General features: G+C 59.4%; 14 protein-coding genes. 7 read left to right on the forward strand and 7 right to left on the reverse strand.

Features of this window, described 5'->3' with window-relative positions; all coding sequences use genetic code 11:
- Positions 1-254: 254 nt before the first annotated feature.
- Positions 255-641 carry a ParA family protein gene (locus tag AC07V9_RS22295; protein ID WP_495017804.1) on the reverse strand — a complete coding sequence of 129 codons (387 nt, stop codon included), beginning with the start codon at positions 639-641 and terminating at the stop codon, positions 255-257.
- A gap of 1,034 nt (positions 642-1,675) precedes the next feature.
- Here AC07V9_RS22295 and AC07V9_RS22300 point away from each other — a divergent pair.
- Positions 1,676-1,855, forward strand: coding sequence for a hypothetical protein (locus tag AC07V9_RS22300; RefSeq protein WP_495017805.1), 180 nt, complete (start codon positions 1,676-1,678; stop codon positions 1,853-1,855).
- Between the two features lie 608 nt (positions 1,856-2,463).
- On the opposite strand, the gene AC07V9_RS22305 is transcribed toward AC07V9_RS22300, so the two are convergent.
- From AC07V9_RS22305 to AC07V9_RS22315, 3 genes are all read right to left on the reverse strand, one after another.
- A complete protein-coding gene (locus AC07V9_RS22305; RefSeq protein ID WP_495017806.1) occupies positions 2,464-3,024 on the reverse strand; it encodes a Smr/MutS family protein in 561 nt (186 codons plus the stop codon).
- Positions 3,025-3,119: 95 nt separating this feature from the next.
- On the reverse strand, positions 3,120-3,440 hold the full coding sequence (locus AC07V9_RS22310; RefSeq protein WP_495017807.1) for a hypothetical protein: 321 nt from the start codon (positions 3,438-3,440) through the stop codon (positions 3,120-3,122).
- 237 nt (positions 3,441-3,677) lie between these two features.
- A complete protein-coding gene (locus AC07V9_RS22315; protein ID WP_495017808.1) occupies positions 3,678-4,301 on the reverse strand; it encodes a cysteine hydrolase family protein in 624 nt (207 codons plus the stop codon).
- 254 nt (positions 4,302-4,555) lie between these two features.
- Here AC07V9_RS22315 and prmB point away from each other — a divergent pair, with 254 nt between their 5' ends.
- Positions 4,556-5,464: a 50S ribosomal protein L3 N(5)-glutamine methyltransferase gene (gene prmB, locus AC07V9_RS22320; RefSeq protein WP_495017809.1), complete on the forward strand. Its 909-nt coding sequence runs from the start codon at positions 4,556-4,558 to the stop codon at positions 5,462-5,464.
- Positions 5,465-5,528: 64 nt separating this feature from the next.
- On the opposite strand, the gene AC07V9_RS22325 is transcribed toward prmB, so the two are convergent.
- On the reverse strand, positions 5,529-6,308 hold the full coding sequence (locus AC07V9_RS22325) for a hypothetical protein (protein ID WP_495017873.1): 780 nt from the start codon (positions 6,306-6,308) through the stop codon (positions 5,529-5,531).
- 234 nt (positions 6,309-6,542) lie between these two features.
- On the reverse strand, positions 6,543-7,538 hold the full coding sequence (locus tag AC07V9_RS22330; protein WP_495017810.1) for an alpha/beta hydrolase: 996 nt from the start codon (positions 7,536-7,538) through the stop codon (positions 6,543-6,545).
- 130 nt (positions 7,539-7,668) lie between these two features.
- On the opposite strand from AC07V9_RS22330, the gene aroC reads away from it, so the two are divergent.
- The 4 genes from aroC (at position 7,669) to AC07V9_RS22350 (ending at position 11,663) form a co-directional block, all read left to right on the forward strand.
- The gene (aroC, locus tag AC07V9_RS22335) at positions 7,669-8,760 is read left to right on the forward strand and encodes a chorismate synthase (protein WP_495017811.1); all 1,092 of its coding nucleotides are present in this window, start codon (positions 7,669-7,671) and stop codon (positions 8,758-8,760) included.
- 37 nt (positions 8,761-8,797) lie between these two features.
- Positions 8,798-9,946 carry an MFS transporter gene (locus AC07V9_RS22340; RefSeq protein WP_495017812.1) on the forward strand — a complete coding sequence of 383 codons (1,149 nt, stop codon included), beginning with the start codon at positions 8,798-8,800 and terminating at the stop codon, positions 9,944-9,946.
- A gap of 100 nt (positions 9,947-10,046) precedes the next feature.
- Positions 10,047-10,592 carry an acireductone dioxygenase gene (locus tag AC07V9_RS22345; protein WP_495017813.1) on the forward strand — a complete coding sequence of 182 codons (546 nt, stop codon included), beginning with the start codon at positions 10,047-10,049 and terminating at the stop codon, positions 10,590-10,592.
- Positions 10,593-10,946: 354 nt separating this feature from the next.
- A complete protein-coding gene (locus tag AC07V9_RS22350; RefSeq protein WP_495017814.1) occupies positions 10,947-11,663 on the forward strand; it encodes a helix-turn-helix transcriptional regulator in 717 nt (238 codons plus the stop codon).
- Positions 11,664-11,789: 126 nt separating this feature from the next.
- On the opposite strand, the gene AC07V9_RS22355 is transcribed toward AC07V9_RS22350, so the two are convergent.
- Positions 11,790-12,068, reverse strand: coding sequence for a DUF3509 domain-containing protein (locus AC07V9_RS22355; RefSeq protein WP_495017815.1), 279 nt, complete (start codon positions 12,066-12,068; stop codon positions 11,790-11,792).
- Between the two features lie 461 nt (positions 12,069-12,529).
- On the opposite strand from AC07V9_RS22355, the gene AC07V9_RS22360 reads away from it, so the two are divergent.
- Positions 12,530-13,066, forward strand: coding sequence for an ankyrin repeat domain-containing protein (locus AC07V9_RS22360; protein ID WP_495017816.1), 537 nt, complete (start codon positions 12,530-12,532; stop codon positions 13,064-13,066).
- Positions 13,067-13,107 lie beyond the last annotated feature (41 nt).

Raw genomic sequence — 13,107 nt, forward strand, 5'->3', positions numbered from 1 at the left:
GTAATTGATCTCGTGCATGATCATTCGCCAGATTGCGAACGGTACTCCAATCATTGATCCACCGACTCACAGATCTGCCTAGGTGGAAAGCGCTCTGAGCGAAAACAAATCAGCAGCGACGGGGGTGCAGAAAAAGTCTGAATCGAGAAGAACTGCCCTATTGAGTGGACCTACGTTGGGACCTATATCATAGATGACGACGTCAACATCATAATGCGCTCCCATACCACGCGCGGCATTAGATAGCGCGCACATCACATCATAATCGCGCCCTTTTCTTGCGAACGATCCTGTCCAAGCGGCTGGAAGTTCTCCTCATAATCCGCGAGGAGTACGTCCCCGGGACACAGGAAAATGTTCGGCCTGACCTCAAGGGCATCGATGTCCTTGATTCCGCCCTTACCATCCACCACCGGTTTAATGGCGGACCAGATCGTGCTTCCGCTATCCTCGTCGTCGGATTCACCCAAAAGCTCATCCAAACTCTTCTCGGTCAGGTAAAACGCGGTCAAATTGCATTGGGGGTCTGCATCTACCATCAGGACCTTTAGACCATCATCTGCCAGCGCCTCGGCGACATTTATGGTGAGGGTTGGTTTACCGACTCCGCCTTTATGATTGAAGAACGTAAGTGTGTACACGTTGTAGCTCCCTGCTTGACGATCCTCGAAGGTTTATCAGCAGATTTGACGAGGGGATAGATGCGCTAGTGCGGGCAGGCCATTGATTGCCTGTGTGGGGCAAAAGCCAGGCCGCTACAGAACGATTCTGCCCTAGTCATCATTGCGGAAAGCGCCATAATCCTGGCCTATGGCGGGCTGGGCGGCGAACCGGTCGGGTTCGAATCCCCATTACCTGAAGCCTAGAACGTGTCCGTTGCTGCGCGCTCTCGATCGGCAGGTCGGTCATCAGGCTTTTCAGCAGAACCCAAGGTCGCTGAGTTTACTTGACCTTGAGCCGACAGTGCCGCTCATGGATGAATGGCATATCGTTGCGACTGCTGGCCTGCTCTCTAGCGCAGGCAACGCAACGAATCCTCCCTTCGGCGCTGTCATCGCCCAAGACTCAGCCCAAATCCCCATCGTCATGTCGCTCCATGCGACGATAGGAATGACGATTACGTCATCATCGTTGACGCACATCTCGTAGCTGTCTTTGATCACGGGAGTACCGCCACATTTGGATGCTGTTTATATATTTAGTGGTGGGGGCGATAATGAGACGCAAGTGCCAAGTGCCAAGTGCCAAGTGCCAAGTGCCAAGTGCCGAGTGCCGAGCGGTTGGGCCGTACCAATTTTTGTATCAATGCTTTTGTACTGTGGGTTCCAGTGCGGGTGTCAGGGTGCAGAGACGCCCCTATTTACGGGCGTTAGATACATTGGAAAACCCTGATAAACGCACTGAAAACAGCCGTGTAATTCTGTTCCAGTGTCACAGGGTTGTGTTCCGTGTGGGTTCAAGAAAAACGCAGGGTTGGTAGCCTGCAAAGGCGCACATAGTAGCGTAGCTCGACGATGAGGGGTACGGCGGGCGACCGACAAACCTGCGGCACGTCGCCACCTGCAGGTCTGTCAGGGGGACTTTACCCAACCTTTACCCAGTGGTTATGTCGAAATGTATCTGTTCGGTGTCTGAGTTAATGGGTGACAGATGCCCGGATGAAGAGAGTGAAATTATGTTGAGCCGAATCGCGAAAATCGCACTGGTGATCGCCCTGACGTCGTCGGTTTCGGGATGTTTCTTTGGCCCTGGATGGGGCCGTCATGGTGGTTGGGATCATCGTCACTACGATGGAGGCCATTATTACGACGGGCGCGGTGGCTACGGCCCGGGCCCTGGCGACTACCGCCGTTGATTTCCATTGCTGACCTGATCGGTTGTTGACACCCCGCTCGCAACCCCCATTGGATATCACTGAATAAAGGCCGCTGCGGATGTGTTTTTCCGTAGCGGCCTTTTTCGTTTGCGCGCGGGTTCGTATCAGCCCCGACACCGGTTGGCTACCAAATGACGACGCGGTTTGGCCGGGGTGTGCTGTCAGACTTTGCAGGTGGTGAACGCCTGTCGTGGAGCCCGTCTTCAAAGAGAGTAAGCAAAATGTTGAGTCGTATAGCGAAAGTCGCGATGGTCATCGCGGTGATGTCGGCCATGTCCGGCTGCTGGCCTTTCTGGGGTCCCGGTGGTGGTCATGGCGGTGGCCACGGAGGTGGTGGCGGTCATTATGAGGGGGGCGGCCCGGGTGGCGGCGGCGGTCCTGGCGGTGGTGGACCAGGTCCTCGCTGATTGGCTCCTGAACTTCGGGCCTTGCGGAAAATGACCTGCGAGGCCCGAATCTGTGGGAGTGAGCTTGCTCCCGAAATGCTGGCTTCAAATGCCTGAGATGCTGCAGGTGTACCGGCCTTAATGAGCAAGCTCACTCCCACAGGACATGTTTCCACAGTGAATGCAGCGCCAAGGCGCGTGCTACTCGTCCCGCCCATCCATCATCGTGCGTTTGAGCATGACGTAAACCGCACCCGCGCCGCCGTGTTTGGCGATGCACGAGGTGAAGCCCAGCACCTGCTGATGCTGGCGCAGCCAGGTGTTGACGTGGCTCTTGATCATGGGCCGTTTGCCATCGAGCCGCACCGCCTTGCCATGGGTGATGCGCACGCAGCGGATTTCCAGTCTGGTCGCCTCGGCCAGAAACTCCCACAGGGTTTCCCGCGCCATTTCCACGCTCATGCCGTGCAGGTCCAGGCTGCCATCGAAGCTGATCTGCCCCAGCTTGAGCTTGCGCATCTGTCCTTCCTGAACGCCGTCCCGCGCCCAATACAGGGTGTCTTCCGGCCCCACGTCGATCACGAATTGGTCGGACAGACCGTCCACGGTGATGGGGCCGTCCGAGCGCACGGTCGCGGCCTGCCGCAGTCTGGCCAAGTTCTTACGATCGATTTTGGGTTTGCCTACATCGGCCTGTTCGGTCTTGATGGGCTTGACGCCACGGATCTCGTTTCTGAACAGGGAAAAGTCGTCGTCTTGCATGTCGGTCTCCGCGAAGGACGCCAGTTTAACCAAGTCACGCCGGATTCGGCGCGACTAAAAGCGATCAAACGGCCCTGCAAGACGCGGGGGAGGGGTCAGTCGTGTTTCTTCATGAGGTGCGCGGACATGCTCAGTTCGCCCGCGCGGCGGCGCCGACGACGGCTCCGGCGCCACAGCCAGACACCGATGTACAGCAGGAACAGCCCAACGACGATCGTGACGACTGCGCCAGCAGGGCTTGCATTCAATTCGCCCAGCGCTGCGGGGTGGCCTATCAGGCTGGCAACGCCTGCCATGGCCAGCAACACACCGGCTGTTGCGAATATCGCGGAGATGGCCGCGCCAATGCGCATCCGCCAGTTGCTCTGGCCTTTGGGGCGCAGGCGGCGGGCATCGAAACCATCGGATATCTTCATTCCGACTTCCTCTATGGGTATCGGCGCTCTGACCAGCGCATATCGGGGTGGTTCCCGTCTGGTCAGCGCTTGAAGGCAAACACGCGTGATTAACGGATAGGCGGTTATGTGAGGGAGATCACACAACCCGATGACTGTCTTTGTACGCTTTTTCTTCAGGAACTGCCGGAAAATGATGTCCGAGGCGTGGTCAAGGCTCTGCGGATCAAGAGGTCAGCTCCTGATGATGGGGGTCAGTCAGATCAGGTCTTTGGTCAGCGCAAGCTTGGCAAAGTTGTCGTTCATGATGGCCATCTCGGCCTGTTGCACGAGCTCGGCCTTGATCACGCCGGTCGGGGTCGGCAGGTCGCGGGTGGCGCAGGCGTCTTCGACCAGTGTGCAGCGAAAGCCGTAGTCCTTGGTCGCGCGCACGGTGGTGCTGACGCTGGAGTGGCTCATGAACCCGCAGACCACCAGATCCAGGCGTCCGAGTTCTTCGAGCAGCTTGTGCAGGGTCTTGCGATCGTCGGTGGCGACAGTGCCGTTCAGCGCGTTGGGCAGGCGCTTTTCGATGACGATTTCGTCGCCCTGAGGCTGCAGCTCGGGTACGAATTTTCCGCGCTCGCCCTGAGGGTCGAACATGCCACCCACGGTGCCCAGGTGGCGCACGTGAATGATCGGCGACTTGGCGGCGCGCGCGGCGTCGACCAGTTTGACGATGTTGTCGATCGCCGCCTGAACCCCGGTCAGGGCCAGTGGCCCGCTGAGGTATTCCTTCTGGGCGTCAATGATGATCAGTGTGGCATTACTCAAGGTGGCCGCTGCGTATTCACGGCCACTGAGTTGAAACATGGTCTTTGGACCGGTGTTTGAAACAGACATCTGGGGCTCCTTCGAGTGGGGCTTTTGCCACATTGTCCACTGGCAGAACGATTCTGTGAATCTCAATGCTCACAGGCGTCGCTTTTTTGCCGGGCTTCAAGCCGTCGAGCAGGTCGCGGTTTGCTGTCATATTGCCTGCAAATTCGCTGAAAGGCTGTGGAAAGTTTTCCGCTCAAGGGGCGCATCGGGCTCAGGCATCGTTTGTTGATGCGATGGCTGATAGAATCGCCCGTCGTTTTTTCAAGGAGTCTCTCGTGATCACTTCCCGCCTGCGCACCCTGCGCGATCATATCCGTTGGGCCGTCAGCCGCTTTCACGGGGAAGACCTGTTTTACGGTCACGGCACCGACAACGCCTGGGACGAGGCCCGTCAATTGGTGTTGGGCGCGCTGCACCTGCCTTGGGAAATCGCCGACAGCTACCTGGACTGCAATCTGGAAGACGACGAACTGGTCAACGTGCAGCGCTTGATCAAACGCCGCATCGACGAGCGTGTCCCCACTGCCTACCTGCTGGGCGAAGCCTGGTTCTGCGGCATGTCGTTCATCGTCGATGAGCGGGTGCTGATCCCGCGTTCCCCCATTGGCGAGCTGATCGAGCAGCGTTTCGAACCGTGGCTGGGCACTGAGCCTGCACGCATTCTTGACCTGTGCACCGGCTCCGGCTGCATTGGCATCGCCTGTGCCGACGTGTTCTCGGACGCGGAAGTAGCGCTGGCGGACCTCTCGTTTGAAGCGTTGGAAGTCGCCAATCAGAACATCGAGCGGCATGGTCTGGAGGAGCGCGTGTACACCGTTCAGGGCGATGGTTTCGAGGGGCTGCCGGGTCAGCGTTTCGACCTCATCGTGTCCAACCCGCCTTACGTCGATGCCGAAGACTTCGCCGACATGCCAGACGAATACCAGCACGAACCTGAACTGGCACTGGCCTGTGGCGACGATGGTCTGAACCTGGTGCGGCGCATGCTGGCGCAGGCCGCCGATCACCTGACCGAGAAGGGTTTGCTGATCGTGGAAGTGGGCAACAGCCAGGTGCACGTTGAAGCGCTGTACCCGGAAGTGGACTTTGCCTGGTTGGAGTTCCAGCGCGGCGGGCATGGTGTGTTCATGTTGACGGCCGAGCAGTGCCGCGCGCATCAGGCGGTGTTTGCGTCGCGGGTTTAAGCCCGGCGCAAACCTGATTGTGGGAGCCGGCTTGCCGGTTCCACAACGTCAGATCGGGTTCGATCTAGCGATGCGTCGCGATCCAGATCAGCAAACCCGCCTGAAACACGGCAAAGGTCACCAGACACGCGATGGTAAAGCGCAACCCGCTGTCATCGCGGCGGTACTTGCTGACGCGATCTTCGGCCTTCTTGATCGTGACTTCCTGCTCCTGAATCTTCTGTTCGGCCTGCTGCAGCATTTGCGCGGCGTCGAGAATCTCCACGATCTGCACCTTCTCGGCGTTCCAGGTGTTGTTCAGGTTGCCGACCTTGGCGTCCTTTACGCTGCCTTTGAGATGCTGCGGATCGGCGTAGGCGACCTCGAAGCCGTGGGTCTTGAGAAAGTGATCGCGGCGCAGGCGCGTGTCTTCGTTCAGTGCGTCCTTGTTGGCCAGCGCCGTACCTTCGATGCGGTATTCCGACCAGCGTTTCTGCGCCCAGTGAATGCCCTGGGCGAGCATGAAGCGCCCCAGCCCCCGGTTCCACGGTTCGATCTGCAAGCCGGACTCAGGCCCCACGCGAACGGTGCGCTGGGCGTGATCGACCCAAATGTCCAGGTGGTTCTGTTCTTTACGGGTTTTCTGCCCAGGCAGGTGATAGCTCATGCGCAGCAGGCTGAACTCCCTGTTATGGCGCTCGGCACGGCCGAATTCGACGAAGCGCAAAGGACGTCCGCCCGTCGCGCGATCGGTCGGCAGAGGCGCCAGACGCAGCATGGAAAAATGCTCGGCCTGAACGTCCTCCCACAGCACCGGGGCGGCCACTTCACCTTCTTCAGTCGGGGCGGCCAGTTCGGCCTGCATGGTTGCTTCTGTCATTACGGCGATCCTGTTATCGGCATTGCTTGGCAAACACAATGCCAGCATCCCGCTATCGGCCGTTTGCGACGAAGCTGAAGGGAAAACCTGTGCAGATCGGAGAGGGAACCTGTGGCAGGGAAATCATTCGGGAAACAACCTCACATCCGACGTATATGAGGCGGATGCACGGGCTTCTCACGTATGAACTCATTCCCACAGGTCGATTGCGATAGGGCGTCAGGCCGCAGGCACCGAACCGATGAACTTCATGATCCGGTCCGACAGCTCGCTGGCCAGCGGCAACTGCGGGTCCTTATAGGACGCCAGCTGGCGTTTCATGTCCATCGGCACGATGCGCAGCACGTGGTTCATGCCGCCGATCAGTGCGATGTCAGAGTCCGGCTTGGCTTTGTGCAGCAACTCGGCGTCGCCCACCCCGACCTGCATGTCATTGCGGCCTTGAATGATCAGCGTCGGAATCTTCAGCTGGCCAAAGGCTTGGGCGGGGTTCTGCCGGAACAGCGAAATCAGGTAGGGCTGAACGCTCGGGCGGAACACCACCTGTAAAGGCTCGGGTACGTTGTCATCGGTCTTGCCGGCTTTGATCTCTTCGATCAACTCTTCGCTGCGCGCCAGCAGAGCAGGCGGCAGGCGATATTGCAGCTGTTCGCGGACCACCTGATCCACCGGCCGACCGGTGCCAGCAACGGAAATCAGTGCCGTAGCGCCAGCGCGCTCGGCGGCCAGCGACGCGACCAGCGCGCCTTCGCTGTGACCCAGCAGAATCAACTGGCCCAGCCGAGGGTCAGCCTTGAGCTTGTCGGCCCACGCCACAGCGTCATCGACGTATTTCTCGATGGTCAGGTCGCGCTCATCAGGCGTGGCAGGCCGGCTGGCCGCCACGCCGCGCTTGTCGTAGCGCACGCTGGCGATGTTGTGCCGAGCCAGAATCAACGCCAGGCGCTTCATGCTGTCGTTGCGCCCGCCGTCGGTGTTGTTGCCGTCGCGATCGGTGGGGCCGGAGCCTGCAATGATCAGCACCACGGGCACCGGGGCCTTGGATTTGGGCAGCAGCAGGGTGCCAAACAGCTCGCCGGTGCCTGTCTCAAGCGAGATGGGGCGTTGCAGCACAACGGGCGTGCCTGCGTGGGCAATGGACGATAGGAGGGTCAGGGTCAAGGCGATTACTCGCAGCGGCAGCAAGCCGTAAATCAGGGACATACCACGTAGCATCGCAGGGCCATCATCAATAAAGTGTGAAATTGGACGCAGGCAATCGAATAAGGTTCGCGCGTGATCTGAGCGGCGACCCTGCGTATACTGGCGCCCTCGTGTTTTTGGTCGTTTTTTCGGAGCCTCCCGCATGTCCGGCAATACCTTCGGCAAGCTGTTCTCGGTCACCACCGCTGGCGAAAGCCATGGTCCGGCGCTGGTCGCCATCGTTGACGGCTGTCCGCCAGGTGTCGAGCTGTCGCTGGAGGACCTGCAGCGCGACCTGGATCGCCGCAAGCCCGGCACCAGCCGCCACACCACCCAGCGCCAGGAGGCCGACGAGGTCGAAATCCTCTCCGGCGTGTTCGAGGGCAAGACCACTGGCACCTCCATCGGCCTGCTGATTCGCAACACCGACCAGAAATCCAAGGACTATTCGCAGATCAAGGATCTGTTCCGTCCGGCCCACGCTGACTACACCTACCACCACAAATACGGCGTACGCGACTACCGTGGCGGTGGCCGCAGTTCAGCCCGCGAAACCGCCATGCGCGTGGCGGCCGGGGCGATTGCCAAGAAGTACCTGCTGACTCAGGGCATCACCGTGCGTGGCTACATGAGCCAGTTGGGCCCGATCGAAATCCCGTTCAAGACCTGGGAGTCGGTCGAGCAGAACGCCTTTTTCAGCGCCGATCCCGACAAGGTACCGGAACTGGAAGCCTACATGGACCAACTGCGACGCGATCAGGATTCGGTCGGGGCGAAGATCACTGTCGTCGCCGAAGGCGTGATGCCGGGACTGGGCGAGCCGATCTTCGACCGTCTGGACGCCGAACTGGCCCACGCGCTGATGAGCATCAACGCGGTGAAGGGCATCGAAATCGGCGCCGGTTTCGACAGCATCGCCCAGCGCGGCACTGAACACCGCGACGAGTTGACGCCGGAAGGCTTTCTGTCCAACAACGCCGGCGGCATCCTCGGCGGCATCTCGTCGGGCCAGCCTATCGTTGCGCACCTGGCCCTCAAGCCGACATCGAGCATCACCGTTCCGGGCCGTTCCATCGATGTGAATGGCAACGCGGTGGAGATGATCACCAAGGGTCGCCACGACCCGTGCGTCGGCATTCGCGCCACGCCCATCGCCGAGGCGATGATGGCCATCGTGCTGCTGGATCACCTGCTGCGTCATCGCGGCCAAAATCAGGACGTGCGCGTCACCACGCCGGTTCTGGGCCAGCTGTAATGCCGGACCCCGGCGCGGCCGCCACGGGCAGTTGACCGTGGCGGCGCTTCCTTACTGGCGACTGTCCAGCTTCTATCTTTTCTATTTCGCCTTGCTCGGTTCGACGGCGCCGTTTCTGGCGCTGTACTTCGATCACCTGGGCTTTCCCAGCCCGCGTATCGGCGAGCTGGTGGCCATTCCGATGCTCATGCGCTGCGTGGCGCCGAACATCTGGGGCTGGCTGGGTGACTACACCGGTCGGCGTCTGGCCATCGTGCGCTTTGGGGCCATCTGTACGCTGGCCTGTTTTTCACTGATCCTCGTGGACAAGTCCTACACCTGGCTGGCTATGGTCATGGCGCTGCATGCGTTTTTCTGGCACGCGGTATTGCCGCAATTCGAGGTCATTACCCTCGCGCATCTGCAAGGCCAGACCGCCCGCTACAGCCAGATCCGCTTGTGGGGCTCGATCGGTTTCATCCTCACGGTGGTGGGGCTGGGACGTCTGTTCGAATGGTCCAGCCTCGATCTCTACCCTCAGGCCCTGCTGCTGATCATGGTCGGTATCGTCGCCAGTAGCTGGTGGGTGCCCAATGCGCAGCCCGTGGCGGCGAGTCAACGCCCGGCGGGCGAGGGCTTTTTGCAGCAGCTGTTCAGTCCGGGCGTGCTGGCTTTCTATCTCTGTGTGGCGTTGATGCAGCTGAGCCACGGCCCGTACTACACCTTTCTCACGCTGCACCTTGAGCACCTGGGCTACAGTCGCGGCATCATCGGCATGCTCTGGGCCGTCGGCGTGGTGGCCGAGGTGCTGATGTTCATGGCCATGAGCCGCATCCTGCAGCGTTTCAGCGTGCGTCATGTACTGATCGCCAGCTTCGCGCTAGCCTCCGTGCGCTGGCTGCTGCTGGGGAGTCTGGCGGATCATCTGTGGGTGTTGTTGTTCGCCCAATTGCTGCATGCGGCCACGTTCGGCAGTTTTCACGCTGCGGCCATCCAGTTTCTGCAGCGTAGTTTCGGCCCGCGTCAGCAAGGTCAGGGCCAGGCGCTGTATGCCGCCTTGTCCGGCACGGGCGGGGCAATGGGGGCGCTGTACTCCGGTTACGCCTGGAACGCACTGGGCGCTGGCTGGACCTTCGCCATCGCCAGCCTCGCCGCGCTGATCGCCGCTATGCTGGCCATGACGCGTATGAAACGAGAGCACCCATGAACGGCCAGCACCCCATCGGCCTGTTATCGATTAGCCTGTCTGAACCGCGTCCGGCCAAGCCTGAATCGGCGAACGTCGACTGAACCGAGGAAACCCCGCAATGAGCATTCTCTCCGTGTATCACGTGTCCTCCCCGGAGCTGCCCAACAAGGTCCTGACCCATTTCGAAGACATCGCCTCGACGCTCGCGGCGGTTGGCGTCGCCTTCAAACAGCTGCCGGTGATGACCGCTGTCAAAGCGGGCGCGGGCCACGAGGACGTCGCCCACATCTGCCGCGTGCAGATCGACCAGTTGATGACCGAACACGGTCACACCGAGGTCGATGTGATCAGTGTGGATGGCCAGCCCGGACAACACACAGAACTGCACGCAGGGCTGCTGAGCGAGCATCAGCACGGCGCCGATGAAGTGAGATATTTCGTCGCGGGCCGTGGGTTGGTGTCGTTGCGCATCGGTGAATTCGTATACGCGGTGCTGTGCGAAAAGAACGATCTGATCGCTGTGCCTGCAGGCACCCGACAGTGGTTCGACCTGGGCGATCATCCGCGTCTGGCCGTCATTCGCCTGTTCCGCGATGCAGCCGGACGGGTCGGCCAAGCGACCGGTGAAACCCTGTCCCGCCAATTCCCGGGACTTGACGATTGAGATCATCCGGCTGACGGATGACATTCGAGTCGTTCTATTCGATGGATTTTCGCCAACGGCCAATGCCTCTGACATTGGCCGTTTTTGTTTCTAAAACCTGAAAAATGTAAGCGAATTTTGGTTGTTTTGTGGGAAGTCGCCTGTTTGTCAGTCAGGCATGACTGTTTGTTTTCACCTTTGTGTTTAACCCCGCCGGACTGTGTAACCCTTCGCCTGTCGGAGCCTGACGGCCTTTGAACACGTTGGCCGCTGTGCATTTTCTTGCACAGGTTTGCGTGCTCAAGGGCCGATATCCACTAAAACTCTAAAGAGCACTCAGGGACGACTTATGACGTTTTTTAAACGGAGGGGAAGATGAAAAACGCACAGACAGGGACGCTGAGCCCGCTGATCGAACAGATGGTGAGTAGCGTCACCGAACAGGACAGCAATACGGCAATCGCCAACGCGCTGGACTGGCTGCGCAAGGAGTGTCGTTGTGAGCGAGCGATGCTGTATCAATACAGGGATGGCACATTGCTCAACTGCATTACTTCCAACGTCGACAACTACTGGAAGGAAGTGTATTCCCAGGGGCGGTTGATGATCGAAGACCCGGTGGTCCGTTGCTACCGCCATGCCAGGGGTTTTCTGGACTGGGAAGAGGCGTTTCATAATTATCCGCCTTCGTCGGCCTATCTGGCGGCCGTTCAGGACTGCAGGCTGTTGCCTGCATTCTCCTATGGCTACAGCAGCGAGAACCGCGCCAATCGTGGCGTGGTGACCATATGCTCGCTCAACGGCATGGAGCGGATGCTCACCCACAACGATCGCTATCTGCTTGCCAGCCTTGTGCCGATGCTGCATGTCGCGGGGAATGGGCGTCAGTTCCAGACTCGCGCCTTGACGATGAAGGAGCTGGAAATCCTCAAGTGGGCCCGAGAGGGCAAGACCGCGTGGGAAATCGCCCTGATCAAGGAAGTATCCGAGGCGACGGTCAAGCATCACTTCAAGAGCATCTACGCCAAGCTGGGTGTCACCAATCGCGCGCAGGCGGTGGGTGAAGCGCTTTGCCGGGGCATTATCAGTTGATCGATTGAGCGTGTGCCGCAGGTGGGAATGCGCCAGCATTGCTCAATCCTCTGCAAAAAAACCGCGATAACCCATCAGGGCTATCGCGGCATTTGCAAGGGATGCTTCAAACGTGATGAGGCGATCTTACCGGGTGTGGTAGGTCGGCAAGTCAAAACGGTGCTGGCTTTGCAGCATCGAAATGGCCGGAAGTTCGCTGGCCTGGGCTGCCAGGTCGCGACGGATCGCGCTGATCACCCATTCCAGCTGTACCGGAGTGTGAAGCTGAGCGTACGAAACCGAGCGGCGCATATGCGTGCCTTGGCCATTGCGCAGGGTCAGCAACACGCCGCCGTCGGGACGAGGCTGAGTAGTGACTTCGTAATCGGAAAATACAGAAGCGAATTTTTCTTGGATGAAAGTCATGTCTAGCGGCTCCATTGCTCAGTGATAACAAGCTTGGAAGGACTAGTGCAGTGACTGTGCCAGTATTCGCGGTTAAGAAAACTCTTTGTAAATCAGGTAGTTATAAATTTTTAGATTGTTTGTTTTCGTGCAATTTGCATGAATGACGTTCGGGCATCCTGCATTTTGCCGGAGCCGAAGAGTGGAGGAGGAGATAAACGAGGCGCTGTTGAAATCTGAGACAGCGATATCCCGGATTTATTTCACCTTGTTGCGGGGAATTCTTGCGGTGGCGATAGACGGCAAATTCTATGACGACCATCGGAAAACTTTTCTGGCCTGCGGTGGCTCAAAACTGCCATCGTTGCCGCCATCAACATGACCTCACAGACCGACTGGAAACCCGGCGTTGGCCTCTGAGAGATTGCGCAGCCGATTGAATGATCATGGGTGCCCCTGCGGCACGCGACAGGAGAAATGGAATGTCTGACACCCCGAAAATACCGGACACCGCAACGCGCATGTCGGACGAGGAAGCATTGGAATTCGCCGAGCAGGTGTTCGACCGTGCCCGAGCGGGTGACGCGAACATGCTGGACCGCCTGCTGGAAAACGGCCTGACGCCGAACCTGCGCAACCATAAAGGCGACACCTTGCTGATGCTGGCCAGTTATCACGGCCATCAGGACGCCGTGAAAGTGCTGCTCAAGCACAAGGCTGACCCGGAAATTCGCAACGACAACGGCCAGAGCCCGATTGCCGGCGCGGCGTTCAAGGGCGATCTGGAAGTGGTGCGGATTCTGGTGGAGGGCGGCGCGGATGTCGAAGGCGCCTCGGCCGACGGCCGTACGGCATTGATGATGGCGGCGATGTTCAACCGCACGGCGATCGTCGATTACCTGATTTCCAAGGGTGCTAATCCGCATATCCAGGACGCCAAGGGCGTCACCCCGCTGATGGCTGCGCAGACCATGGGCGCGACCGAGACCGCTGAGCAGTTGACCCGGTTGGGCGTCTAGACCCGCCCTGTGGCACTGGGCAATAGAGCCGCGAAGGATTT

It is taken from the genome of Pseudomonas sp. GW821-FHT02A11 (assembly GCF_059421985.1).